This is a genomic window from Streptomyces chryseus, assembly GCF_014650755.1.
In the GTDB taxonomy this organism is placed as follows: domain Bacteria; phylum Actinomycetota; class Actinomycetes; order Streptomycetales; family Streptomycetaceae; genus Streptomyces; species Streptomyces chryseus.
The window spans coordinates 16,866-42,213 of the sequence record NZ_BMVO01000003.1 but is presented as its reverse complement, the minus strand read 5'-3'; the positions used below and the strand labels follow the sequence as shown (position 1 = coordinate 42,213).

At 72.0% G+C, this 25,348-nt stretch carries 17 protein-coding genes; 8 read left to right on the top strand and 9 right to left on the bottom strand.

All coding sequences use genetic code 11. The features are described 5' to 3' along the window. Positions 1-179 precede the first annotated feature (179 nt). The 3 genes from IE185_RS06895 to IE185_RS06885 form a co-directional block, all read right to left on the bottom strand. Positions 180-1,598 (bottom strand): MFS transporter, encoded by a 1,419-nt coding sequence (locus IE185_RS06895; RefSeq protein WP_138894514.1) that lies wholly within the window; start codon positions 1,596-1,598, stop codon positions 180-182. Further along, on the bottom strand, positions 1,595-3,064 hold the full coding sequence (locus IE185_RS06890; RefSeq protein ID WP_229843383.1) for a 4-hydroxyphenylacetate 3-hydroxylase family protein: 1,470 nt from the start codon (positions 3,062-3,064) through the stop codon (positions 1,595-1,597). Before IE185_RS06890 ends, IE185_RS06895 begins: the two co-directional genes overlap by 4 nt. Before the next feature lie 214 nt (positions 3,065-3,278). Beyond that, entirely contained in the window at positions 3,279-4,229 is a 951-nt protein-coding gene (locus IE185_RS06885) for an AraC family transcriptional regulator (protein ID WP_373303698.1), read from the bottom strand. A 127-nt stretch (positions 4,230-4,356) separates the two neighbouring features. Here IE185_RS06885 and IE185_RS06880 point away from each other — a divergent pair, with 127 nt between their 5' ends. From IE185_RS06880 to glgB, 6 genes are all read left to right on the top strand, one after another. Further along, the gene (locus tag IE185_RS06880; RefSeq protein WP_189714811.1) at positions 4,357-5,295 is read left to right on the top strand and encodes an SDR family oxidoreductase; all 939 of its coding nucleotides are present in this window, start codon (positions 4,357-4,359) and stop codon (positions 5,293-5,295) included. Positions 5,296-5,506: 211 nt separating this feature from the next. Beyond that, positions 5,507-6,715 (top strand): S8 family peptidase, encoded by a 1,209-nt coding sequence (locus IE185_RS06875; RefSeq protein WP_138894516.1) that lies wholly within the window; start codon positions 5,507-5,509, stop codon positions 6,713-6,715. Positions 6,716-7,036: 321 nt separating this feature from the next. After that, complete coding sequence (locus IE185_RS06870) at positions 7,037-9,025, top strand: alpha-1,4-glucan--maltose-1-phosphate maltosyltransferase (protein ID WP_170198270.1); 1,989 nt, start codon at positions 7,037-7,039, stop codon at positions 9,023-9,025. Continuing rightward, the gene (gene treS / locus IE185_RS06865; protein WP_138894518.1) at positions 9,022-10,743 is read left to right on the top strand and encodes a maltose alpha-D-glucosyltransferase; all 1,722 of its coding nucleotides are present in this window, start codon (positions 9,022-9,024) and stop codon (positions 10,741-10,743) included. Before IE185_RS06870 ends, treS begins: the two co-directional genes overlap by 4 nt. 203 nt (positions 10,744-10,946) lie before the next feature. Next, the gene (locus IE185_RS06860; protein WP_189714809.1) at positions 10,947-12,578 is read left to right on the top strand and encodes a maltokinase N-terminal cap-like domain-containing protein; all 1,632 of its coding nucleotides are present in this window, start codon (positions 10,947-10,949) and stop codon (positions 12,576-12,578) included. 139 nt (positions 12,579-12,717) lie between these two features. After that, on the top strand, positions 12,718-15,369 hold the full coding sequence (gene glgB / locus IE185_RS06855) for a 1,4-alpha-glucan branching enzyme (RefSeq protein ID WP_373303697.1): 2,652 nt from the start codon (positions 12,718-12,720) through the stop codon (positions 15,367-15,369). Here the strand turns inward: glgB and IE185_RS06850 are convergent. The 5 genes from IE185_RS06850 to IE185_RS06830 all read right to left on the bottom strand — a co-directional run bounded on the left by IE185_RS06850 (position 15,356) and on the right by IE185_RS06830 (position 21,323). Next, positions 15,356-17,650, bottom strand: a complete 2,295-nt coding sequence (locus IE185_RS06850) for a HelD family protein (RefSeq protein WP_138896068.1) — start codon at positions 17,648-17,650, stop codon at positions 15,356-15,358. The two genes, glgB and IE185_RS06850, sit on opposite strands and share 14 nt — an antisense overlap. Before the next feature lie 150 nt (positions 17,651-17,800). Next, entirely contained in the window at positions 17,801-18,130 is a 330-nt protein-coding gene (gene trxA, locus IE185_RS06845) for a thioredoxin (RefSeq protein ID WP_138896069.1), read from the bottom strand. 26 nt (positions 18,131-18,156) lie between these two features. Continuing rightward, positions 18,157-18,591, bottom strand: coding sequence for a MerR family transcriptional regulator (locus IE185_RS06840; RefSeq protein WP_138896070.1), 435 nt, complete (start codon positions 18,589-18,591; stop codon positions 18,157-18,159). Between the two features lie 63 nt (positions 18,592-18,654). Beyond that, positions 18,655-19,539: an NAD(P)-dependent oxidoreductase gene (locus IE185_RS06835; protein WP_282960770.1), complete on the bottom strand. Its 885-nt coding sequence runs from the start codon at positions 19,537-19,539 to the stop codon at positions 18,655-18,657. A 110-nt stretch (positions 19,540-19,649) separates the two neighbouring features. Then, positions 19,650-21,323 (bottom strand): MFS transporter, encoded by a 1,674-nt coding sequence (locus tag IE185_RS06830; RefSeq protein ID WP_138896072.1) that lies wholly within the window; start codon positions 21,321-21,323, stop codon positions 19,650-19,652. An 87-nt stretch (positions 21,324-21,410) separates the two neighbouring features. Here IE185_RS06830 and IE185_RS06825 point away from each other — a divergent pair, with 87 nt between their 5' ends. Then, positions 21,411-22,019, top strand: coding sequence for a TetR/AcrR family transcriptional regulator (locus IE185_RS06825; RefSeq protein ID WP_138896073.1), 609 nt, complete (start codon positions 21,411-21,413; stop codon positions 22,017-22,019). Positions 22,020-22,134: 115 nt separating this feature from the next. Here the strand turns inward: IE185_RS06825 and IE185_RS06820 are convergent, their stop codons facing one another. After that, positions 22,135-23,499 (bottom strand): cation:dicarboxylate symporter family transporter, encoded by a 1,365-nt coding sequence (locus tag IE185_RS06820; RefSeq protein ID WP_138896074.1) that lies wholly within the window; start codon positions 23,497-23,499, stop codon positions 22,135-22,137. A 130-nt stretch (positions 23,500-23,629) separates the two neighbouring features. Between IE185_RS06820 and IE185_RS06815 the strand changes: the two genes are divergently transcribed. Further along, positions 23,630-25,255, top strand: a complete 1,626-nt coding sequence (locus tag IE185_RS06815; RefSeq protein ID WP_138896075.1) for a sensor histidine kinase — start codon at positions 23,630-23,632, stop codon at positions 25,253-25,255. Positions 25,256-25,348 lie beyond the last annotated feature (93 nt).

Genomic DNA, 25,348 nt, shown 5'->3' with positions numbered 1-25,348 from the left:
CCCGTATCAGTCGCGGCGGGCGGCTCGTGGCCGGCCGTTCGCGTGGTGTCCGGCCGTCGCGAGCGCCGTACGCCGGGCGGTTCGGCCCGTGCCGTACAGTGCGCCCTGACGCGCGCCGGAGCGCGGGCGAGTCCCGCGCACGGGCGGGCGGCGCCCCTCGACACCGCCCGCCGCGGCCTCTACTTCAAGGCGTCCCCCGCCCGCTCCCGAGGTGCCGGGAGTTCGGCCGGTGCGGGGAGGCGCAACCGGGTGGAGAGCAGCGCGGCGAGGCCGGCGAGGGCGGCGCCGACGAGCAGCGCGGCCCGGAAGCCCGCCGTCTCGGCCGCGGCGCCGGCGGACGCGTCCGTGACGGTGGTGGCGACGGTGACGAGGACCGCGAGACCGAGCACCGAGCCGAACTGCTGGCTGGTGTTGACCAGTCCGGAGGCGAGTCCCGTCTCCTCGGGCGACGCCTCGGCCGTCGCGGCCACATTGGTGGTGACCATGACCAGCGGCAGCGCGACGCCGAGCACCAGGCTCGGGGCGAGGACGGTGGAGAAGAAGGTGCCTTCGGCGGCGAGCGCGAGGCCCAGCCAGGCCGTACCGACGAAGAGCAGTCCGAAGCCGAGCGTCATGGTGGAGCGCAGTCCGAGGCGGGCGATGAGGCGCCCGCTCTGCGGCGCGGTGAGCACGACGACGACCGACAGCGGGAGCAGCCCGAGGCCGCCGAAGAGCGGCGAGTGACCGAGCACGCTCTGGAGGTAGAGGCTGACGAGGAAGAACATCGGGAAGAGCGCCGTCTGGCCGAGCGCGCTCAGTGCGTTGGCGAGCCGCAGGGCGGGCCGCCGCAGCACGGCCGGCGGTACCAGCGGGCGCGCGACCCTTGCCTCCAGTACGGCGAAGACGACGAGCAGCAGCACCCCGGCGCCGCCGGCGGCCAGCGTCCGCCCGCCGGGCCGGCCAGCCTCGCCCGCGCCGACGAGGGCGTACGCGATCAGGCCGAGCCCCCCGGTGACGGCGAGCGCGCCGCCGACGTCGAAGCCGCGCTCGGCGGAGCGCGTACCGCCGTCGAGGAGGCGCAGCGCGAGTACGCCGAGGACCAGCCCGACCAGCACGTTGAGCCAGAAGGTCGAGCGCCAGCCGAGCAGGTCGGTGAGGACCCCGCCGAGGACGGTCCCCAGGACACCGCCGAGCCCGCCCATCGCCGCGAACGCGCCGAGCGCCTTGTGCCGGGCGGGCCCGTGCGGGAACAGGATCAGCAGCAGGGCGAACGCCGCCGCCGCGGCCAGCGCGGCCCCCACGCCCTGGACGGCGCGGGCGGCCACGAGCGCGCCGGAGGTGTGCGCGAGCCCGCCGGCGGCGGAGGCGGCCGCCAGCAGGACGAGTCCGGCGACGAACAGCCGCCGGTGGCCCAGGAGGTCGGCGGCGCGCCCGCCGAGCAGCAGCAGCCCGCCGAAGGTGATGAGGTAGGCGTTGGCCACCCACGACAGACCCGCCGAGCCCGAGCCGAGGTCCTCGCCGATCGAGGGCAGAGCGACGTTGACGATCGCGGTGTCCATGATGAGCAGCAGCTGGGTGGAGGCGAGCAGCGCGAGGGCCGCCTTGGCAGAGCCCTTCACAGCGCCGGGCGCTCCCCGCCGCCCGCCTTCAGGGTGTACCCGTCGAGGCAGGCCTGCGCGAGCGATTCGCACGCGCCGGTGTCGCCCTCCCAGACCTGCTGCACGAGATAGATGTGCGGGGCGCCGTGGTAGAAGCGCTCGTACTGCTCGTGCCGTCCGGCGAACTCCGAACCGAGCGCGTCCCAGGCCAGCTTGAGCAGCTTGATCCGGTCCTCGGCGGGGTGCCCGGGCGAGCGGATGTACTTCTTCACCAGCGGCCCGAGTTCCGGGTGCAGCAGGTCCTCGCCGGACGCCGGCAGCTGGATGACGCCGCCGCCCGCGAGCATCTTGATCTCCTGCACGGCCTGCGGGTAGAGCTCACCGGCCATGATGCGCTGCGCGTACGAGATCTCCTTGCCGGGCCGCACGCCCTGCCCGCCCTCGACGTTCTCGTACGACGCCTCGGCGGCCAGCACGAACGCCTTCGCCTGGGCCACCTTGCCCATCAGCCGGCCGATGGCCTGGGTGACGGGGGGCAGCTCGTAGGTGTTGTTGGCCTTCGTGATGAGGATGGCGAGGCCGGTGAGGAACTCCAGTTTGGTCCAGAAGCGCGTGGCGGCCTGGTGCACGAAGTTCACGTACGCCGGGGTCCGCCACCACATCGAGAAGCTCGCGTCGACGTTGCGGTAGGCCAGGACGTTCTCCCACGGTACGAAGACGTCCTCGCAGACCAGGAGCGCGTCGTTCTCGTCGAAGCGGGAGGAGAGCGGGTTGTCGAAGACGCTGCGCGCCTGCGCCTCGTACGACGTGCGGGACAGGAACTTCAGGCCCGGGGTGTCGATCGGCACGGAGAAGCACACCGCGTGCTCGACGTCCTTGGGGGCGAGCGGCTCGATCGTCCCGACGATGACCTCGTTGCCGAAGACGGCGCCGGTGCCGATCATCTTGGCGCCGCGTACGACGATCCCGCCGTCCCGCTCGGCGACGACGCGGACCACCAGGTCGTCCTCCTCCTGCTCGGAGGCGGAGCGGGTCCGGTCGATCTGCGGGTTGGTGATGGTGAACGTCGGGTAGAGGTCGCCCTCGGCGAGCCGCCGGTGGTAGGCAAGGGCGTTGGGGGCTCCGTCGAACGACTCCGTGGTGAAGACCTGCGGGAGCGCGGCGAACCCGGCGGCGCCGCCGGCCATGTAGTCGGGCGTACGGCCGAGGAAGCCGAAGCTCGCCTCCGCCCACACCTTGTAGGCCCGGCGGCGGGCGACCAGGTCCTCGTAGGACCGCGGGATCGTGTACGCGCGGTGGACGCCGTCCGAGGTGAGGACGGGTGTGTGCGCGGAGTCGTGCGCGAGGTCGAAGAGGCGGGCGACGGAGCCCGCGGTGTTGCGGAAGGCGGGGTGCCGGGTGACGTCCTTGACGCGCTCGCCGTCCAGCCACACCTCTCGGCCGTCTCGCAGCGATTCCAGATAATCCTGACCGGACCTCGTCACCATTTCTCCTCATACGGAACGGCACTGCCGCTGCCGAGCCTGTCTGTCCGCGCCTGTCCGGGCAATGAACACCCGTCCACCGGTCCTTATGAACCGGCCAGTCGGGACCGAAATCCGCCCCCGGCGGGCCCCACGGCTGTCTGCCGGGCCGTCGCCCCACACGCCGGCGGGGCCGGAGAACCGCTCCAGCCCCGCCGGTCCGCGCACCCGCCCGGCCCTACGCCACGCCGGCCGCCGTCCGGTACTCGCCCGGCGTCGTGCCGAACCACTTGCGGAACGCGAGATGGAAGCCCACCGAGCTCTGGTAGCCGACCCGCTGGGGCACCGCCGACTGCGCCACCGTCGTCTCCCCCAGCAGCCGCGCCGCCTCCTGCATCCGCCGCCCCGTCAGATGGCGCGCCGGCGCGTCCCCGACGAGGCTGCGGAAGGCGGCGGTGAACGCCGACCGGGACATCCCGACCTCGCGGGCGAGCGACTCGATGGTCCACGGCTCCGCGAACCGGGTCGCGATGATCACCATGGCGCGGCTGATCCCGGGGTGCCGCAGCACCGGCAGCGCCGCCGGGTTGTGGGCCAGTTCCCGCAGCAGCGGCCGCAGCGCGAGCACCAGCGCCATCTCGAACGCGCGCAGCGTGATGAGCCGGTCGCCGGGCCCCACCGGCCGGTCCGGCGCCGCGAGCAGCCGCAGCGTGTCGCGCAGCAGCGGCTCGGCGGCGACCTGCGGCCCGTCGAGGACCAGGGCCCACGGCAGCGCCTTGTAGAGGCCCGTGGCGGCGCTCGCGTCGTAGTGCAGCCCGGCGCACAGCAACCGGCTCTCCGGCCCCTTCCCCTCGATCCTGATCTCGCCCGACGTGCCCGGCTGGCGCTCGGGCAGCACGGCGCGCAGCGGCACCCCCTGCCGGTCCGGCCGGTCGGAGAGCCGGTGCGCGATCCCGGTCGGGAAGACGGCGAGGTCGCCCGCGTTCAGTTCGAGCGGGGTCTGGCCCTCACCGCTGATCCAGCATCCGCCCTCGACGATGTAGTGGAGTACGGCGCAGCTCTGCTCGGCGTCGCCCTCGATGGCCCAGGGGGCGTTCACGTGCCAGCGGCTGTCGAAGACGCCGGTCAGACGCAGGGGCTTCAGCAGTTCGCTGAGCAGGTCGTCGCCCTCGTCGGCTTCTCGTTCCATCGCGTCCATTGGACGATCCCTCAACCCTCGCCCCGGTTTGTTAATTGATCGGCCGAAGCCCCCGCCGCCAGCCTGGAGAGGCCGTTCCCGGCGACAGCCTCACCCTATCGAAGGGCTCTACACACCCATGTCCGATCAGATTCCGATGCGCGTGGCGGTCGTGGGGGCGACCGGCTTCCAGGGGGGCGCCACGGCCCGTCTGCTGGCCGAGCGCAACCACCGCATCCGCACCCTGACCCGCAAGCCCGACAGCGAGCGCCCCCAGGTCGCGGGAACCGCCTTCGTCTCCGGCGACCTCGCGAACGCCGACGACGTACGCCACCTCTTCGAGCGCGCCACGCACGCCTCGGTCGTGATGCCGCTGGTGTACGACGCCGAGACGGTCGGCACGTACGCGCGCAACATCGCGCACGCCGCCCGTGAGACCGGCGTGCGCAGACTCGTGTACAACTCCAACACCCGCGTCCCGGAGTCCTCCACTCATGTGGCGGCCTTCGAGACCCGCCGGCTCGCGGAGACGGTGCTGCGGGAGAGCCTGCGCGGAAGCGGGGTGGAGTTGGTCGTGCTGCGGCCGCCGGTCTACCTCGACAACCTCTTCAGCCCGTGGAACGGCCCGGCACTGGCGAAGGACGGCGTACTGGCCTACCCGCTGCCCGCCGACACCCCGGTGGCCTGGATCTCCCACCGGGACCTCGCCGAGGCCGTGTACGCGGCGCTGACCGTGGACGGCGTCGCCGGGCGCACCCTGGACATCGGCGGCGCGCGGAGCCTGGCCGGCGACGAGCTGGCGGAGGCGTTCGCGCGGGGCCTGGGCCGGGACGTGCGCTACGTGCCGCTGGCGCCGCACGTCTTCGAGGAGGGTCTCGCGCGGGCCGTCGGCCCGGAGGCGGCGGCCGGGGTGGCGGGGATCTACCACTACATGGCGAGCGGCGCGGGCCCCGACCTGATGGCGGCCGACGACGGCGGATCCACCGAGGCGCTGTCCGTGCGGCCGGCGCCGGTGGACGAGTGGGTGGCCAGGCAGCCGTGGCAGATCTGGTCGGACGACACGGCCGCGGCCTCCTAGATCTGGACGATCTGCGAACGACCTGGGTAATCACCTCCTCAATGCCCTCACCGGGCGGGCGGCCCATTCCCGTCGCCCGTGGGGTCTTGTAGTGCCTCACAGCGCACGAGAGGCTGCCCGCAGGCGTCTGCGGCAGCGCTACGGGGGACCGGCGGCCAGGGCCGGACCGGCTCCGCATACAGTGCGCCCAGTTGAGGAGGGGACCCAGCACATGGCACCAACACGCATTTCACGCCTGCGCCTCGCGGGGGCCGTCACCGCTGTCACCACGGCAGCGGTGCTTTCGGCCGTCACGCTTCCCGCGCAGGCCGCCCCGGCCGAGGGGCGAATACTGGGAGCCGGTTCACCCGGCTCGGTCGGCGGCAGTTACATCGTCACGCTCAAAACGGGATCGGGGGGAATCAAGGCTCCCTCGGCGGCCGGCAGCAAGCTGGCGCGCCAGTACGGAGCGACGATCAAGCACACGTACAGCACCGCGCTCAACGGTTACGCGGTGAAGGCGGACGAGGCGGAGGCCAAGCGCCTCGCGGCCGACCCGAACGTCGCGGCCGTGGTCCAGGACACCAAGGTGTGGCTGGACCAGACCCAGACGAACCCGGTCTGGGGCCTGGACCGGATCGACCAGCCCGCCCTGCCCCTGGACAAGTCGTACTCGTCCCCGGACAGCGGCGGCACGGGCGTGCGGGTGTACGTCATCGACACCGGCATCCGCACGTCCCACCAGGACTTCGGCGGCCGGGCGAGCAGCGGCTGGGACTTCGTCCAGAACGACGCGAACGCCCAGGACGGCAACGGCCACGGCACGCACGTGGCCGCAACCGTGGCCGGCGCCAAGTACGGCGTCGCGAAGAAGGCCAAGGTCGTCGGCGTACGGGTGCTCGACAGCGAGGGCGGCGGTACGACGTCCCAGGTGATCGCGGGCATCGACTGGGTGACCAAGCACGCCATGAAGCCGGCCGTGGCGAACATGAGCCTCGGCGGCTGGGCCAACGCCCAGCTGGACGCCGCCGTACGCAACTCGATCGCGTCCGGCGTCACCTACACGGTCGCGGCGGGCAACGACGGGCTGCCGGCGAAGCTGTACTCGCCGGCCCGTGTCGCGGAAGCGGTCACGGTCGGCGCGACCGATGTCGAGGACGCGCGCGCGAGCTTCTCCAACTGGGGCCCGGGCTTGGACGTCTTCGCCCCCGGCGCGTCCATCACGTCCGCCTGGAACACGGGTGACACGGCGACGCAGACGATCTCCGGTACGTCGATGGCGGCCCCGCACACGGCCGGCGCGGCGGCGCTCTACCTGGCCGGCCACACGTCGGCCACCCCGGCGCAGGTCAGCGCCGCCCTGACCGCCAAGGCGGTCAAGGGCAAGGTCAAGGGCGGGGGCATCGGCTCGCCGAACCTCCTGCTCCAGGTGAACAACTGACCGCGAAGCACATCTGACGGACACCGCGAGACGGAACGGCCCCGCCCGAAAGGCGGGGCCGTTTCTTTTCGGACCGTTTACGCGGCGGTAGTTAACAAAGCGCCGGATTGCGCACCCGGAGTACGAGGGAAGGCTCCTCCGGTACGCATGCCCGTGTGCCCCAAGTCGGCCCAAGTCGGTCCACCCGAGTGAACGTGGACAGGAGCGGTGATGCCCGCACCCCGCCAGTCGCCAACGGAGCAGATAAAAAGGACAGACCCCAAGAAAGCCCCCGAACGCGAGCCGCGCTCGTCCGCGGCCGCACAGCCCCCAGGTGAGCCCATGATCGGTCGCATTCCTGTCCTGGACGTACGTCCTTCCGTCGACTGCGGCAGAAGGCCGGCGAAGGCGGTGGCCGGTGAGACGTTCGAAGTCACCGCCACCGTCTTCCGCGAGGGCCACGACGCCGTCGCCGCCAATGTCGTCCTGCGTGACCCGGCGGGCCGGGAAGGCCCCTGGACCCCGATGCGCGAACTCGCGCCGGGCACCGACCGGTGGGGTGCGCGTGTGACGCCCACCGCCGAGGGGCAGTGGACGTACGCCGTCGAGGCCTGGTCCGACCCCGTGGCGACCTGGCGCCACACCGCGCGCATCAAGATCGCGGCGGACCAGGACACCGAGCTCGTGCTCGCGGAGGGCGCGGAGCTGTACGAGCGGGCCGCGTCCGGGGTGCCGAAGAAGGACGGCCGGGAAGCCGTGCTGGCCGCCGTCGACGCCCTGCGCGACACCGCGAGGCCGCCGGCCGAGCGGCTCGCCGCCGCGCTGGAGGCGGAGGCGGACGCCGCGCTCGGCCGCCACCCGCTGCGCGAGCTGGTGACGTCCTCGCCCGAGATGCCGCTGCGCGTCGAGCGCGAGCGCGCGCTGTTCGGGTCCTGGTACGAGTTCTTCCCGCGCTCGGAGGGCGCCCGTACCGACAAGCGGGGGCGGGTGAAGAGCGGGACGTTCAAGACGGCCGCCGAGCGGCTGCCCGCCGTGGCCGCGATGGGCTTCGACGTGGTCTACCTGCCGCCGATCCACCCGATCGGCACCACGCACCGCAAGGGCCCCAACAACACCCTGTCGGCGACCGCCAAGGACGTCGGCGTGCCGTGGGCGATCGGCTCGCCGGCCGGCGGCCACGACGCGATCCATCCCGACCTCGGCACCTTCGCGGACTTCGACGCCTTCGTCGCGCGCGCAAGGGACCTGCGCATGGAGATCGCGCTGGACTTCGCGCTGCAGTGCTCGCCGGACCACCCCTGGGTCAAGGAGCACCCGGAGTGGTTCCACCACCGCGCCGACGGCTCGATCGCGTACGCCGAGAACCCGCCGAAGAAGTACCAGGACATCTACCCGGTCGCGTTCGACGCCGACATGCCGGGGCTGGTCAGCGAGACGCTGCGGGTGCTGCGGCTGTGGATGAGCCACGGCGTACGGATCTTCCGCGTCGACAATCCGCACACCAAGCCGGTGGTCTTCTGGGAGAAGGTCATCGCGGAGATCAACAGCACCGACCCCGACGTGATCTTCCTCGCCGAGGCGTTCACCCGCCCGGCGATGATGCACACGCTCGGCGCGATCGGCTTCCAGCAGTCGTACACGTACTTCACCTGGCGCAACACCAAGCAGGAGCTGACCGAGTACCTCACGGAGCTCACCGGCGACGCCGCCTCGTACATGCGTCCCAATTTCTTCGTGAACACCCCGGACATCCTGCACGCCTACCTCCAGCAGGGCGGCCGTCCCGCCTTCGAGGTGCGGGCGGTGCTCGCCGCGACCCTGGCGCCCTCGTGGGGCGTGTACGCGGGCTACGAGCTGTGCGAGAACGCCCCCGCCAAGCCGGGCAGCGAGGAGTACCTCGACTCGGAGAAGTACCAACTGCGCCCGCGCGACTGGGAGTCGGCGGAGCGCGAGGGCCGCACCATCGCCCCGCTGATCACCACGCTCAACCGGGTGCGCCGCCGGCACCCGGCGCTCCAGCAGCTGCGCGACCTGCACTTCCACCACGCCGACAACGACGCGGTCATCGCGTACTCGAAGCGCTCCGGTTCGAACATCGTAGTGGTGGTCGTCAACCTCGACCCGCACCACACCCAGGAGGCCACGGTCTCGTTGGACATGCCGGAACTCGGCCTCGAATGGTCCGATTCCGTCCCGGTGCGCGACGAGCTCACCGGTGAGACCTACCACTGGGGCAGGACCAACTATGTGCGCCTCGAGCCGGGCCGTACGCCCGCGCACATCGTCGTCCTGCGACCGTCCCCGCCGATCGGAGGGTCACCCACATCATGATCGTCAATGAGCCCGTCCACGACACCTTCGAGGACACGCCCGCCAAGGACCGCGACCCCGAGTGGTTCAAGCGAGCGGTGTTCTACGAGGTGCTCGTCCGCTCCTTCCAGGACAGCAACGGAGACGGTGTAGGCGACCTCAAGGGCATCACCGCCAAACTGGACTACCTCCAGTGGCTCGGCGTCGACTGCCTCTGGCTGCCGCCGTTCTTCAAATCACCGCTGCGCGACGGTGGTTACGACGTCTCCGACTACACGTCCGTCCTCCCCGAGTTCGGTGACCTCGCCGACTTCGTGGAGTTCGTGGACGCCGCACACCAACGCGGCATGCGCGTCATCATCGACTTTGTCATGAACCACACCAGCGACCAGCATCCGTGGTTCCAGGAGTCGCGCTCCGATCCCGAGGGGCCGTACGGCGACTACTACGTCTGGGCCGACGACGACAAACAGTTCCAGGACGCCCGGATCATCTTCGTGGACACCGAGACGTCCAACTGGACCTTCGACCCGATCCGCAAGCAGTACTTCTGGCACCGCTTCTTCTCCCACCAGCCGGACCTCAACTACGAGAACCCGGCCGTGCAGGAGGAGATGATCTCCGCCCTGCGCTTCTGGCTGGACCTGGGCATCGACGGCTTCCGCCTCGACGCCGTTCCCTACCTCTACCAGGAGGAGGGAACGAACTGCGAGAACCTCCCGCGCACCCACGACTTCCTCAAGCGGGTGCGCAAGGAGATCGACGCGTCCTACCCGGACACCGTGATCCTCGCCGAGGCCAACCAGTGGCCGGAAGACGTCGTCGACTACTTCGGCGACTTCAAGAAGGGCGGCGACGAGTGCCACATGGCCTTCCACTTCCCGGTCATGCCGCGCATCTTCATGGCCGTACGCCGTGAATCCCGCTACCCGGTGTCGGAAGTCCTGGCCAAGACCCCGGCCATCCCGTCCAACTGCCAGTGGGGCATCTTCCTGCGCAACCACGACGAGCTGACCCTCGAAATGGTCACGGACGAAGAGCGCGACTACATGTACGCGGAGTACGCCAAGGACCCGCGGATGCGCGCCAACATCGGCATCCGGCGGCGGCTCGCCCCGCTCCTCGACAACGACCGCAACCAGATCGAGCTGTTCACGGCTCTGCTGCTGTCGCTGCCGGGATCACCGATCCTGTACTACGGCGACGAGATCGGGATGGGCGACAACATCTGGCTCGGCGACCGGGACGCCGTGCGCACCCCCATGCAGTGGACGCCGGACCGCAACGCCGGCTTCTCGTCCTGCGACCCGGGACGCCTCTACCTCCCCACGATCATGGACCCGGTCTACGGGTACCAGGTCACCAACGTCGAAGCGGCGATGACCTCGCCCTCCTCGCTGCTGCACTGGACCCGGCGGATGATCGAGATCCGCAAGCAGAACCCGGCCTTCGGACTCGGCTCGTACACCGAGCTGCCGTCGACCAACCCCGCGGTGATCGCGTTCCTGCGCGAGTACAAGGACGACCTGGTGCTGTGCGTCCACAACTTCTCGCGCTTCCCGCAGCCGACGGAACTGGATCTCCAGACCTTCAACGGCCGCCACCCGGTCGAACTCATCGGCGGGGTGCGTTTCCCCGCCATCGGCGAATGGCCGTATCTGCTGACCCTCGCAGGTCACGGCTTCTACTGGTTCCGGCTGCGCAAGGACGCCACGCCGCCTCCGGTCAAGCGCGCCTGAAGTGCCTTCTGCGGCAGGGCGGTTTCCCCCGCCCCGCCGTGGGCACTCATCCCGTCATATCGGGTCCGTACGGACGATCCCCGACCCGACACTCCCCGCGTTTCGACTGCGGGGAGAACCCCACGCACCGCCCGGACAGCTACGGTCGCAATCCGGGACACTCTGCGCATCCTGTGGTGTGCCCGGGGAAAGGACGCGATGCCATGTCGGAGGCTGCATCCACCCGGAGTACGGCCGCCCGCCGCGCCACTGGGCCGGCTCCACACCCGGCGCTGCTCCCCTCACTGGCGCCCCTGCTCCACGAATGGCTGCCCAGGCAGCGGTGGTTCGCCGGCAAGGGACGCCCGGTCACCGGGTTCTCTCTCGTCGCCGCCACCGAGTTGCTGCCGGCCCGGGGCGGCTCCCCTGGCGATACGGGCGCGCCCGGTCTGCTGCACCTGCTGGTCGGCGTCCAGCAGCCCGCCGGGCCCGCCCACGGCCCGTCGGCGCCGCCGGTCGCCGACTGCTACCAACTGCTGCTCGGTGTACGGTCCGCGCTGCCGCCACGGCTCGCGCAGGCCCTGATCGGGCACGTCCAGGAGGGACCGCTGGCCGGTCTCACCGTGTACGAAGCGCTGCTGGACCCGCGGCTGGCCGCCCTGCTCCTGGAACGGCTGCGCACCACCGGCTCGCCGGGCGCGCTGCGCTTCGAGCGCGACCCGTCGGCCGTGATCCCGCCCGGCCTCACACCGAGGCCGCTCGGGGCCGAGCAGTCCAACTCGTCCCTCGTCTATGGAGATTCGTTCATCCTCAAGGTCTTCCGCCGGGTCAGCCCCGGCTCCAACCCCGACCTGGAGCTGCCGCTAGCCCTCGCCCGCAAGGGCTGTGAGCGGGTGCCGGCGCCGGTCGCCTGGTACGAGGCCGACAACGGCGACGATCCTGACGAGCCGTACACCCTCGGGGTGCTCCAGCCCTTCCTGCGCGGCTCCGAGGACGGCTGGCAACGCGCGCTGCGGGCCCTGGCCGCCGGCCACGACTTCACCGCCGACGCGCGGGCGCTGGGGCGGGCCACCGCCGAGGTGCACACCGCCCTCGCCGTCGCCCTGCCGACGGTGACGCTGCGCAGGCAGCAGACGGAGGCGCTGGCCGCGGCGATGACCGAACGCCTCGACGCGGCGGCGCAGGCGGTGCCGGCGCTGGTTCCGTACGTCCCGGCGCTGCGCACCGCGTTCGACGCCTTCGCGGCGCGGGGGCGGGCCGGACGGGCCTGGCCCGCCCAGCGGGTCCACGGCGACCTGCACCTCGGTCAGGCGCTCCGCGCGCCGGGCGGCGAGTGGTCGGTCATCGACTTCGAGGGCGAGCCGTCGCGCCCGCTCGCCGAACGACGGCGCCCGCAGCCGGTCGTACGCGATGTGGCGGGCATGCTGCGGTCCTTCGACTACGCGGCCCGCTCGCACCAGCCCTGGGAACCGGAGTGGGCGACGCGGTGCCGGGAGGCGTTCTGCGACGGGTACGCGAAGGCGTCGGGGACCGATCCCCGGGACGAACCGGAGCTGCTGCGGGCGTACGAGACGGACAAGGCGGTGTACGAGGTCCTCTACGAGGCCCGCCACCGCCCGGACTGGCTGCCGGTCCCCCTGGCGGCCATCCACCGCCTGGCCTCGGCGCGGCCCGGCGGCGGAATCCCGGCCCACCGCTCCCCCGGACCGCACCCGGGCCCGGCGCGGCACAGCGCCCCCACCCGGCCCCCGGGGACGCCCCCGCACAGCCATCCCGCTCCGTCCTCGGACACCACCGGCCACCGCGCCCCCGACCCGCCCCCGGACACCGGCCACACCCCGGGGCCGACGCCATGACCGCGCACGGGCCGGCGCGCCGTCGTCCGCGGCCGCGGCGCGGGGCCGGACCACCGGGCCCGCACGCCCCCGCGCCACGCCCAGCCCATCTCCCCCCGTCCACCCCACCCGACCGGATCCTCCCGAGGAGGCCGCACCCGTGACCCCCCGTCCACCGTCCCGCAAGTCCGCCGAATCCCCGAACGTGCCCACGCCGCCCGAGTCCGCGCCGCCCGTACCGCCGCGCAAGCGGGCCAAGTCCGCCCGGGCGCCGAAGCAGGCCGAGGCCGTCGAGCCGGCGCAGGCGGCGCAGGACGCTCCGCAGCCCCTGGCCGCCGCAGAGACCCCGCCGCCGCGCAAGCCCGCCCGGGCCGCGAAGCAGGCCGGGGCGGCCAGGACCGCCAAGGCCGCGCAGCCCGCCGCCGCTCCCGACTCCGCCGCCGGGGCCGCGCAGGACGCGGAGTCCGGCGGACCCCTGGCCGCCGTCTCCAAGGCGTCCAGGCCGGCCAAGGCCACCAAGTCGCGACGGACCACCACTCCCGCGGACCGGCCTCCCGGCTCCGCGCCGAAGGCCGGCCAGGACACCGGGCCCGCCGCCCCCGCACTCCCCGGCGGGGAACCGGAGCCGGAGCCGCACGGCCCGGCCCTGCGCGGCAGCGACCGGGACCGGCTGCTGGCCGGCGGCCACCACGACCCGCACGGGCTCCTCGGCGCCCACCCGGCCGACGACGGGGCCGGGGTCGTCCTCCGCGCCCTGCGGCCCTTCGCCCGGGGCGTCACCGTGCTGACCGGCGGCCACCGCACCGCTCTGCACGACGACGGCGACGGGCTGTTCTCCGGCGTACTGCCGCTGGACGCGGTGCCGCCGGAGTACAGCCTGCTCGTCAGCTACGCCGACAACGAGCTGGAGGTGCAGGACCCGTACCGCTTCCTGCCCGCCCTCGGCGAACTCGACCTGTACCTGATCGGCGAGGGCCGCCACGAGGAACTGTGGCGGGCGCTCGGCGCGCAGCCGATGACGCACCAGGGCGTGAGCGGCACCCGCTTCACCGTCTGGGCGCCGAACGCGCGCGGCGTACGCGTCGCGGGCGACTTCAACTACTGGAACGGGACGGGGTTCCCGATGCGTTCCCTCGGCTCGTCCGGTGTCTGGGAGCTGTTCGTTCCCGGCGTCGGCGAGGGAACGCTGTACAAGTTCGAGATCATGCGCCCCGACGGCAGCCACACGATGCGCGCCGACCCGATGGCCCGGCGCACCGAGTGCCCGCCCGCCAACGCGTCGATCGTGACGGCCTCGCACCACGAGTGGCGCGACCAGGAGTGGATGGAGCACCGCGCCGACCGGCCCGTGCACCAGGCGCCGTTCTCGGTCTACGAGGTGCACCTCGCGTCCTGGCGGCCGGGGCTGTCGTACCGCGAGCTGGCGGAGCAGCTTCCGGCGTACGTCGCCGACCTCGGCTTCACCCACGTGGAGCTGATGCCGGTCGCCGAGCACCCCTTCGGCGGCTCGTGGGGCTACCAGGTCACCGGCCTGTACGCGCCGACGGCCCGCATGGGTACGCCGGACGACTTCCGGTACCTGGTCGAGTCGCTGCACCGGGCGGGCATCGGCGTCATCATGGACTGGGTGCCGGCGCACTTCCCGAAGGACGACTGGGCGCTGGCCCGGTTCGACGGCCCGAACCTCTATGAGCACGAGGACTGGCGGCGCTCGGAACACCCCGACTGGGGCACGCTCGAATTCGACTACGGGCGTCCCGAGGTGCGCAACTTCCTGGTCGCCAACGCCACGTACTGGTGCGAGGAGTTCCACATCGACGGCCTGCGCGTCGACGCGGTCGCCTCGATGCTCTACCTCGACTACTCGCGCGAGGAGGGCCAGTGGGCGCCCAACGAGTTCGGCGGCCGTGACAACCCGGACGCCGTCGCCTTCCTCCAGGAGATGAACGCGACCGTCTACCGCCGCAACCCGGGCGTCGTGACGATCGCCGAGGAGTCCACCGCATGGGACGGCGTCACCCGCCCCACGGACAGCGGCGGCCTCGGCTTCGGCCTCAAGTGGAACATGGGGTGGATGCACGACTCGCTGGTGTACGTCAGCAAGGAGCCGGTGCACCGCAAGTACCACCACAACGAGATGACGTTCTCGATGGTGTACGCGTACAGCGAGAACTACGTCCTGCCGATCTCCCACGACGAGGTGGTGCACGGCAAGCAGGCCCTGGTCAGCAAGATGCCGGGCGACTGGTGGCAGCAGCGTGCCAACCACCGCGCGTACCTCGGCTACATGTGGGCGCACCCCGGCAAGCAGCTCCTTTTCATGGGGCAGGAGTTCGCCCAGGGAGCGGAGTGGTCGGAGGGGCACGGACCCGACTGGTGGCTGCTCGACCCGTCGTACTCGGCGGAGCCGGACCACCGGGGCGTACGTGACCTGGTCCGCGACCTCAACCAGGTGTACGCCGGCACGCCCGCGCTGTGGGAGCTGGACACCGTCCCCGACGGTTTCGCCTGGGTGCTGGGCGACGCCGCCGAGGACAACGTCTTCGCGTTCCTGCGCTTCGACGCGAAGAGCGGCCCGCTGCTGGCCGTCTCCAACTTCTCGCCGGTGGTGCGCCAGGGCTACCGGCTGTGCGTACCGGACCTGATCCCGGCCTGGACCGAAGTCCTGAACACGGACGCGGCCCGGTACGGCGGCAGCGACGTACGCAACGCCGAGCCGCTCAAGCCGGAGCCGGCCGGGGCGAACGGCGGCCGGCCGCATCTGGAACTGACGCTGCCGCCGCTGGCGACGGTGTGGTTCAAGCCGGCCTGACCGTCTGGGCGCTCTCCCGCGCGAGCCCTTCCCGGAGGCATTCGGGAAGGGCTCCCGTGTGGACGACGGCGAGCCGCTGCGTGGCGCGGGTCAGCGCCACGTACAGGTCGTTGGCTCCGCGCGGCGACCCGGCCAGGATCTGTCCGGGCTCGACGACGACCACGGTGTCGAACTCCAGTCCCTTCGCCTGGCGCGGGTCGAGGAGCACGACGTCACGGGTGAGGTCGGGCGTGGGGCCGTACGACGCGCCGGGCAGTGCGGCGGCGAGTTCCGGGTGCAGGGCGGCGGGTGCGACGACGGCCAGCCGGCCCTCCTGGGGTGCCTCGTCCGCGACCGTGCCGGCGACGGTACGGGCGAGGTCGTCCGCACGCGCCGCGCGCGCCCGGGGCCGTACTCCGGTGGAGCGGACGGAGCCCGGCGGTTCGAACGCGGGGTCCTCGGCCCGGCGTACCCCGGCGGCCACCCGCATGATCTCGGCGGGGGTGCGGTAGTTGACGCCGAGGCGGGTGTGCTCCCAGCGGTCGCCGACGTACGGGTCGAGGATCTGCCGCCAGGAGTCGCAGCCCGCCGGGTCACCGGTCTGCGCCGGGTCGCCGACCAGCGTCATGGAGCGGGTGGGGCAGCGGCGCATCAGCAGCCGCCAGGTCATGGCGGACAGCTCCTGCGCCTCGTCGACGATGATGTGGCCGAAGGCCCAGGTGCGGTCGGCGGCGGCGCGTTCGGCGGCGCTGCGGTGGTCGGCCTCCTCGTGGCGCTCGGCCATCCGCTCGGCGTCGACGATGTCGTGCGCGCCCAGGACCTCGGACGCGTCCTTGTCGAGCTCCTCCTTGTCCTCGAACTCGTAGGTACGGGAGGCGTACGCCACGTCCAGCACGCCCTGCGCGTAGGCGATGCGCTGCTGGCGCTCGGCCTCCTCGGCGGCCCGGGCGGCCGAGTCGTCCTCGCCGAGCAGCTCGGCGGCCTCGTCGAGCAGCGGCACGTCGGCGGGGGTCCACGGGCCGCCGGTGCGTCGGATCAGCTCGGCGTCGATGTGCGCGAGGTGGGCCGGTTCGGCGAGGAACTCGGTGACGAGCTGCTGCGGGGTGAGCATCGGCCACAGCGTGTCGATCACCGCGTGCACGTCACCGCTGAGCGCGACGGCCTTGCCGAGCTGGGCGATGTCGTCGGGGCCGAGGAAGTTCGGGCCGCCGTACGGGTCGGCGCCGATGCGGTCGGCGAGCTGTTCGGTGAGCGCGTCGATGATCCGGAAGGCGAAGTGGGGGCGGGCGAGGTTGTGCGGCAGCCCGGTCTGGCGGGCGGCGGCCCGGGCGTCCTCGGCCATCGCCCGGTCCAGCACGAGCGTGCCGTCGTCGTGCTCGATCTCGATGCCCGGGTCGGGCACGGTCTGGCGGTCCCGTACGTACCGGGCGAGCGCGTCCGCCATGGCGGAGCGGCCCTTGACCTCGGCGGCGGCCGCGGTGTCGGTGCCGGTGGCGGTGACGCCCGGGAAGAGCTCGCCGACGGTCGCCAGCAGCACGCCGGTCTCGCCGAGCGAGGGAAGCACTTCGCCGATGTAGGCGAGGAAGGCCGGGTTGGGTCCGACGATCAGCACGCCGCGGCGGGCGAGCAGGTCCCGGTACGCGTACAGCAGGTACGCCGCCCGGTGCAGCGCGACGACGGTCTTGCCGGTGCCGGGGCCGCCCTCGACGACCAGGACGCCCTGGTGCGAGGCGCGGATGATGCGGTCCTGCTCGGCCTGGATGGTCTGCACGATGTCGTGCATGCGGCCGGAGCGCGCCGCGTCGAGCGCGGCGAGCAGCACGGTGTCGGCGGCGGAGCCCTCGTGGCCGGTGCGGGTGGTGTCGGTGAGATCCAGGATCTCGTCGTGCAGCGCGGTGACGGTGCGGCCCTCGGTGGTGATGTGCCGGCGGCGGCGCAGGCCCATCGGGGAATAACCGGTCGCGAGATAGAAGGGGCGGGCGATGTCGGCCCGCCAGTCGACGACAAGAGGGGTCCGGTCGGCGTCGTTCTGCCGGATTCCGATACGGCCCATGTGGTACTGGCGTCCGTCCTGGAAGTCGAGCCGCCCGAAGCACAGCCCGCTCTCCCCCGCGTTGAATGCGGCGAGCAGCCCGGACTGCTCGGCCACCAGCACATCGCGTTCCAGCTTCGCCTGTTGGCCGGACGCCACCTGCGTCAACGCCGACTGCACGGTGACCTCGGCCTCCGCACGCAGGTCGTCGAGGCGCGCGTAGAGACCGGTGATGAATTCCTGCTCTTTCTGAAATTCCTCGGTTGACAATTCAGCTCCCCACAAGCTACGCTGTGTTCATACGGCACCTCTGCAACCCAATCTAAATCAGGTCGCAGAAACGCTCAATATACGCAGAGAAATACCCCGGGTGTCAATTCCCCGGGGTATTTCTTTTGCCCGCGTCGGCGCTCCGGCCGGTTACACGTCCGCCAGCTCCGCCAGGAGCTTGCGCTTCGGGCGCGCGCCGACCATCTGCCGCACGGGCTCGCCGTCACGGAAGACGATGAGCGTCGGCATCGACAGCACGCCGTAGGTGAGCGTGGTCCCGGGATTGGCGTCCACGTCGAGCTGGACGACCTTGAGGCGGTCGGCCTCCTCGCGAGCCACCTCACTCAGTACGGGCGCGAGCTGACGGCAGGGGCCGCACCAGTCGGCCGTGAACTCCACCAGAACGGGCCTGCCGGACCTGAGGACCTCGGCCTCGAAGGTCGCGTCCGTGACCGCGTCCACTCCCACTGCTCGCACCATTTCTGTCTCCTCAGTCCGTCAGTCCGTCAGTCCGTCAGTCCGTCGTGCGTCAGCGCGCCCTGCGTCAGTTCGCAGCGCGGCTCGGGGCCGCCCGGCAGCGCCGCTCCGGCTTCCAGCTCGGCGCGGGCCAGCTGGGCGCCCACCTGTGTGCGTACGGCGTCCAACTGCCCGATCAGAGCGTCGAGTTCGGCGAGCTTGCGCCGGTACACGTCCAGCGAGGCCGGACAGGAGTCCCCCGCCGGGTGGCCTGCCCGCAGGCAGTCCACGAAGGGGCGGGTCTCCTCCAGCTCGAATCCGAAGTCCTGAAGGGTCCGGATCTGCTGGAGGAGCCGCAGGTCGTCCTCGTCGTACGTGCGGTACCCGTTGACCGCGCGCCGGGCGGGGAGAAGACCGCGGGACTCGTAGTAACGCAGCGCCCGGGTGGTCGTCCCCGCGCGCTCCGCCAGCTCGCCGATTCGCATGCCCCGACGGTAGTCCTTGACGTCGGCGTCAAGGCAAGGAAGGAGTTCGAGGCCGGGCGGTGCTCAGCCCTTCGGCTTGAGCGCCTCGATCGTGCTCGCCCAGTCGTCGGCGCCGTGCCCCCGGGCGATCGCACGATCGGCCACGGCCTTGATCGCCTCCAGGTGGCCCGTGTCCAGGCCCCGGTCCCGCGACATGTGCAGAAGGTGGTCGACGCTCGCGGTCATCATGGCCAGGTTGGCCTGCTGACCGTCGTACTGGCCCGTGTCGATCGCGGTCGCCATGCCGGTCGCGATGTCCGGCAGGATCGCGACGATGGAGTTCAGGTACGGGGCGAGAGCCGTGGCGGCGACCTTGTCCTCCCGGGCCACGGCGAAGGCGTGCACCAGGCCGGACATGCTCGCGTAGAACAGGTCCAGCATCGACAGGTCGTAGACGGCGGCGAGCCCGTGGTCCTCGCCCAGGTGGGCGGCCTGCCCGGCCAGGGCCTTGAGGGTGCTCTCGTACTTCTCGAAGACCGGCCGCGCGCCGGCGAACAGGATCAGCGCCTCCGGCCCGCCGACGAGCGGGGTCGGCACCATCACCGCGCCGTCCAGATATGCGATGCCGCGCGCGTCCGCCCAGGCCGCCGCCGTACGGGCGCGCTCCGGGGAGTCGGACGTCAGATTGACCAGCACACGGCCGGCCAGAGCGTCGGCCAGCGGTTCGACGATCGCCTGCGAGGCGTCGTAGTCCACCACGCAGACGACGGTCAGCTCGGCGGAACGGACGGCCTCTTCGGCAGTCCGGGCGAGGACCGCGCCGCGCGCGACGAGGTCCTCGCCCTTTCCCCCGGAGCGGTTCCAGACGGTGGTGGGGTGCCCGGCGTCCAGGAAGGCGCCGGCGAGTGCGCGGCCCATGGCGCCGAGGCCGAGAACGGTGACAGGAGCAAGGTGGTCGGAAGAAGTCATGACCACCATGCTTCGGTGCCGCCGCCGGTCGGACAAGTACCCACTTTTTTGTCAGTACCCGTACACATCCAGGTCGGTGACGGACGCGAACACGTGGCCCGCGCGCGGCGTCAGGCGCCGGTGCGTGCCGGCTCGCGGGCGGGCTGCGGCGCGTCGTCCACGGTTGCCCGGGTCCGGCGCGGCAGGAGTACGGCGACGAGGACCGTGCCGGCGCCGAGGACCGCCGCGCCGACCAGGCTGGTGTGCGCGACCGCGTCGGAGAAGGCCGCGCCGACCGCGTCGGCCATCTGCCGTGCTCCTTCGGCGAGTTGCCCGGACTGGCCCTTGAGCTGGTCCGCCTGCTCCGGCGTACCGGCCTTCGCGGCCTGGCCCGCGAGCTGCTTGGACTGGTCGCCGATGCCCTGGGCGACGGCGTAACCGGCGCCGACCGAGTCCTGGGCGGTGGTCAGCGCGTCCGCCGGAAGCTTCGTGCCGGCGGTGGCGTCGGCGAGGTGCGAGGAGTACGAACCGGCCAGCACCGAACCGAGGATGGCGATGCCCAGTGAGCCTCCGAGTTCGAGCGAGGTGTCGTTGACGGCGCCGCCGACGCCCAGTTCGGACTCGGGGAAGGCGCCCATGATCGCGTCGGTGCACGGGGAGAGGGACAGCCCGATGGCCAGGCCCAGGACGACCAGCGGCAGTACGAAGTCGCCGTACGCGGAGGCCGCGTCGACGCGGGTGAGCAGGGCCAGGGCGGCCGTGCCTCCGGCCATGCCCGCCGTGACCGTGATCTTCATGCCGAGGCGCGGGGTGAGGAAGCCGGTCAGCGCGGAGCCGACGAAGACGGCGCCGGCCAGCGGCAGCATCCGTACGCCCGTCTCGAAGGCGTTGTAGCCGAGCACGAACTGGAGGTGCTGGGTGAGGAAGTAGAACGCGCCGAAGACCGCGAGGAAGAACAGGGCGACGGCGAGGTTCGAGCCGGCGAAGCCCCGGTCGAGGAAGCGGCGTACGTCCAGGACGGGCCGGGGGTGGCGCAGCTCCCAGACGACGAAGAGCACGAGTCCGGCCCCCGCGACGACGGCGGCTGTGATCGCCTGGGTGCCCCAGCCGAAGTGCGGGCCCTGGATGATCATGTAGACGAGGGCGGCGACCCAGACGACGGACAGCAGCCCTCCGACGTAGTCGATGCGCCCGTGGCGGGCGGCCTTCGACGGCGGGATCAGCACGAACGCACCGACGATCGCCAGAGCCGCGACCGGCACGTTGATCAGGAACGTCGACGCCCAGCCGTGGCTCTCCAGCAGCGCGCCGGCGACCAGCGGGCCGGCCGCGATCGCGAGTCCGGCGGTGGCCGTCCACAGCACGATGGCCTTGGCCCGCTCGGCGCGCGGGAACGTCGCGGCGAGGAGCGAGAGCGTGGCGGGCATGATCATCGCCGCGCCGGCGCCCATCACCGCGCGGGCGGCGATCACGCCCTCGGAGCTGTCCACCAGCGAGCCGACGACCGCTCCCCCGCCGAAGACGACGAGCCCGAGCACGAGCGCCCCGCGCCGGCTGTACTTGTCGCCGATCGCGCCGAGCAGCAGCATCAGCGCCGCGTACGGGACGGTGTAGCCGTCGATGACCCACTGGAGGTCCGCGCTGCTGAGCCCGAGGTCCTGGGTCATGTCGGGGGCGGCCACCGTCAGGGCGGTGTTCGCCATCACGATGATCAGCAGGCTCAGGCACAGGACGAGCAGCGCCCACCAGCGCCGCCGGTACGGCTGCTCCATCTCCTCCACCGGCTGGTTCACGACCAGGCGCATGGCTCCACACCCTTCCCACGATTTTGCACATAACTGTGCAACTGCACAACACTGTGCAATTTAGCGGGCTGCACAGCGATGTGCAAAATGGGGAGCATGACCTCCGGTATCAGGGCCGACGCCAACCGCCGCCGCATCCTGGACGTCGCGCTCGCCGAACTGCTGCGCGACCCGGACGCCCCCATGGACCAGATCGCGCGGGCGGCCGGCGTCGTCCGCAGGACGGTGTACGGGCACTTCCCGAGCCGGGAGGCCCTCGTGGCGGCACTGGTCGACAGCGCGGTGGCCGCCGTCTGGGAGGCGCACGCGGCGGGCCGTGACGGTGTCGCCGACCCCGCCGAGGCGCTCGCCCGGGCGACGCTGGCGGTCTGGCGGATCGCCGACCGCTACCGGCTGCTCGTCGCGCTCGCCCAGCGCAGCGTCACGATGGAGGGCATCAAGCAGCGGCTGGCCCCGGTCCGCAAGGAGTGCGTCGACCTGCTGCGGCGCGGCGCGGACGCCGGGGTGTTCACCTCCACGCTGCCGCCGGCCGCGCTCGGCTACGTACACGAGCAGACGCTCTTCGGTCTGATGGAAGCGGTCAACGACGGTGCGCTGGACGCGGCTGACGGCGGCCGCGCGGCGGCCTCGACGGTCCTGCTCACGGCGGGCGTGCCGGCGGAGCGGGTGGCGGCGCTGCTGGCGTCGATCGAGTAGCGGGCCCGGAACACGTGGGGCCCGGAGACGCAGCGGTGGTTCGGGACACGCGGAAGGGGCGCGGCCGTCACCGGTCGCGCCCCTTCCCCCGTGCGGGGTCCCGCACGCGCCGTGCCTACACCTTGGCCACGGCCTTGTCGTCCTCCCGCGCCTGCGGCCTCGCGTCGTCCGCTTCGGCGGGCGCGTCGTCGAGCAGGGTCTTCTCGTCGAAGGGGGCCAGCCCCGCCAGCACCTGGTCGACCCGCTCCTTGTCGATCTCCTTCGTCCACGTGCCGACCAGCACGGTCGCCACCGCGTTGCCCGCGAAGTTCGTCAGGGCGCGCGCCTCGCTCATGAAGCGGTCGATGCCGACGATCAGGCCGACGCCGTCGACCAGATCCGGGCGGTGCGACTGGAGGCCGCCGGCCAGGGTGGCCAGGCCCGCCCCGCTGACGCCCGCCGCGCCCTTCGATGCCACGAGGAGGAAGAGCAGCAGCGGGATCTGCTCCCCGATCGACATCGGGGAGCCCATGGCGTCGGAGATGAACAGCGAGGCCATGGTCATGTAGATCATGGTGCCGTCGAGGTTGAAGGAGTAGCCGGTCGGAACCGTGATGCCGACCACCGGCTTGCTGATGCCCAGGTGCTCCATCTTCGCGATGAGCCGCGGCAGGGCGGACTCGGACGACGACGTGGACAGGATCAGCAGGAACTCACGGCCCAGGTACTTGAAGAACGTGAGGATGTTGAGGCCCGCGACGAGGCGCAGCAGCGCGGCGAGCACGATGAAGACGAAGAGGAAGCACGTGACGTAGAAGCCCAGCATCAGCACGGCGAGGCTCTTGAGCGCGTCCAGGCCGGCCGATCCCGTGACGGCCGCGATCGCGCCGAAGGCACCGATCGGCGCCGCCCACATCACCATGGCCAGGATGCGGAACACGAGCCGCTGGATGTGCTCGACCCCGCGCAGGACGGGCCGGCCCGCAGCGCCCATGGCCTGCAGGGCGAATCCGGCGAGCAGGGCCACCAGGAGGGTCTGGAGGACCTCACCCGTGGTGAAGGCCGACACGAACGTGGTCGGGATGATCCCGAGCAGGAACTCGACGGTGTCCTTGGCCTCCGGCGCGACCTGGCCCTGGCCCGCCTCCTTGATCGCGTCGGTCACCGCCAGGCTGTCGCCGGGGTGCAGCACGTTGCCGACGACGAGGCCGATGGTGAGGGCGACCAGCGACATGGCGGTGAAGTAGCCGAGCGCGATGCCGCCGACCGCGCCGACCTTGGCGGCCTTGCGGACGGAGCCGATGCCCAGCACGATCGTGCAGAAGATGATCGGCGAGATCATCATCTTGATCAGGTTGACGAAGCCGGTGCCGAGCGGCTTGAGCTCGACGGCCACACCGGGGGCGGCGAAGCCCACCGCGACGCCCAAGACCACGGCGACTATGACGGCGATGTACAAGTAGTGCGTGCGGTCCCGCCTTGCGGCTGCTGTGCCTGCCACGGAGGCCTCCTCGGAATTGTCCTGCGATACCCACGTCCCGTTGGGTCCCGGCGACTATCCATCACGCTGTGACCCCCGTCACCGTTACGTGCATTTCGTTCACGGGATTTCGGCCAGGCACACTGGCCGCATGCGCCTACCCCGCCCCCGCAGCCTGGCCGGCCAGCTCTTCGCGATGCAGGTCGTCCTGGTGGCGGCCATCGTCGCGGGATGCTCGGTGTTCGCGTACGTCTCGGACAGGTCCCAAGCCGAGGAGACCGCCCGCCGGCAGGCCTACGCGACCGCCATCGCCGTCGCCAAGTCCCCCGCGGTGATCGAGGCCGCCCGGTCCGGCCACCCCACCGGGCGCCTCCAGCCGTACACCGAGGCGCTGCGCAAGGAGGCCGGGGTCACCTTCGTCACGATCATGGCGCCGGACGGCACCCGCTGGACGCATCCGGAGGCGCAGGAGATCGGCCGGACGTACCTGGGGCACACGGGTCCCGCCCTGGCGGGCCGCACCTTCGACGAGACGTACGTGGGCGTGCTGGGGCGGTCGGTGCGCGTGGTGGCGCCGGTACGGGACACCGAAGCCCGGGGCGGGCGGATCATCGGCCTCGTCAGCGCGGGCATCACCATCGAGGCCATCAGCGCACAGGTACGGCAGCAGGTCGCGGCGCTGCTCGGCGTGGCGTCGGGCGCGCTGGCCCTGGGCGGTCTCGGTACGTACGTCATCAACGCCCGGCTGCGGCGGCACACCCACGGCATGAACGCCCGGGAGCTGAGCCGCATGCACGACTACCACGAGGCGGCGCTGCACGCGGTGCGCGAGGGACTGCTGATGCTGGACGGGCGGCAGCGCATCGCGCTGATCAACGACGGCGGGCGCGAGCTGCTCGGACTCGGGCCGGACGCGGTCGGCCGCCCGGTGGCCGAAATGGACCTGCCGGGCCCGCTGACGGCGGCGCTGCTCGCCCCCGAGCCGCGGGTGGACGAGGTGCACCTGACGGCGGACCGGGTGGTCGTCGTCAACAGCCGCCCGGTGAGCGGCGGGGAGAAGCGCGGTACGGTCGTGACCCTGCGGGACCACACCGAACTCCAGGCGCTCTCCGGCGAACTGGATTCGGAGCGCGGCTTCACGCAGGCGCTGCGCTCGCAGGCCCACGAGGCGGCGAACCGCCTGCACACCGTCGTCTCCCTCATCGAACTCGGCCGCGCGGACGAGGCGGTGGAGTTCGCCACGGCCGAACTGGAGCTGGCCCAGGCGCTGACCGACCAGGTCGTCAGCGCGGTGGGCGAGCCGGTCCTGGCGGCGCTGCTGCTCGGCAAGGCGGCGCAGGCGAACGAGAGGGGCGTGGCGCTCGTGCTCGACGAGGACAGCCGGATCGACGACGGCCTCCTGCCGGGCACGCTGCCCGCCCGTGACCTGGTGACGATCCTCGGCAACCTGATCGACAACGCGGTGGACGCGGCGCAGGGCAGTGACGGCGCCCGGGTCACGGTGACGGCCCGCACCGACCGGGGCCGCGAGCTGCTGCTGCGCGTCGCGGACACCGGGCCGGGCATCGACCCGGGCGCGGCGGACGCGGTCTTCGCCCGCGGCTGGTCGACGAAGAGCGCGGGGCGCGGGCTCGGACTCGCGCTGGTCCGCCAGACGGTGCACCGGGGAGGCGGCGCGATAGCGCTGAGCGATGCGCCGGGCGGCGGTGCGCAGTTCACCGTGCGGCTGCCGCTGCTCGCCCGAGCGGCGCCGGAGACGACGGAGGTGCGGGCATGACCCGGCAGGCGTCACCTCTCTCCCACCGGCCCCCTCGCGCACCGGGGCCGCGTCGCCGCAGACCCGGCTCCCCGAACGCCGCGAAAGCCGCGT

What these genes read in the sequence shown, in the direction of transcription:
- IE185_RS06890 (WP_229843383.1), bottom strand. Translation starts at nt 3,064, where the DNA reads ATGGTGACGAGGTCCGGTCAGGATTATCTGGAATCGCTGCGAGACGGC.
- IE185_RS06885 (WP_373303698.1), bottom strand. Translation starts at nt 4,229, where the DNA reads ATGGAACGAGAAGCCGACGAGGGCGACGACCTGCTCAGCGAACTGCTG.
- IE185_RS06880 (WP_189714811.1), top strand. Translation starts at nt 4,357, where the DNA reads ATGTCCGATCAGATTCCGATGCGCGTGGCGGTCGTGGGGGCGACCGGC.
- IE185_RS06875 (WP_138894516.1), top strand. Translation starts at nt 5,507, where the DNA reads ATGGCACCAACACGCATTTCACGCCTGCGCCTCGCGGGGGCCGTCACC.
- IE185_RS06870 (WP_170198270.1), top strand. Translation starts at nt 7,037, where the DNA reads ATGATCGGTCGCATTCCTGTCCTGGACGTACGTCCTTCCGTCGACTGC.
- treS (WP_138894518.1), top strand. Translation starts at nt 9,022, where the DNA reads ATGATCGTCAATGAGCCCGTCCACGACACCTTCGAGGACACGCCCGCC.
- IE185_RS06860 (WP_189714809.1), top strand. Translation starts at nt 10,947, where the DNA reads ATGTCGGAGGCTGCATCCACCCGGAGTACGGCCGCCCGCCGCGCCACT.
- trxA (WP_138896069.1), bottom strand. Translation starts at nt 18,130, where the DNA reads ATGGTGCGAGCAGTGGGAGTGGACGCGGTCACGGACGCGACCTTCGAG.
- IE185_RS06840 (WP_138896070.1), bottom strand. Translation starts at nt 18,591, where the DNA reads ATGCGAATCGGCGAGCTGGCGGAGCGCGCGGGGACGACCACCCGGGCG.
- IE185_RS06835 (WP_282960770.1), bottom strand. Translation starts at nt 19,539, where the DNA reads ATGACTTCTTCCGACCACCTTGCTCCTGTCACCGTTCTCGGCCTCGGC.
- IE185_RS06830 (WP_138896072.1), bottom strand. Translation starts at nt 21,323, where the DNA reads ATGCGCCTGGTCGTGAACCAGCCGGTGGAGGAGATGGAGCAGCCGTAC.
- IE185_RS06825 (WP_138896073.1), top strand. Translation starts at nt 21,411, where the DNA reads ATGGGGAGCATGACCTCCGGTATCAGGGCCGACGCCAACCGCCGCCGC.
- IE185_RS06815 (WP_138896075.1), top strand. Translation starts at nt 23,630, where the DNA reads ATGCGCCTACCCCGCCCCCGCAGCCTGGCCGGCCAGCTCTTCGCGATG.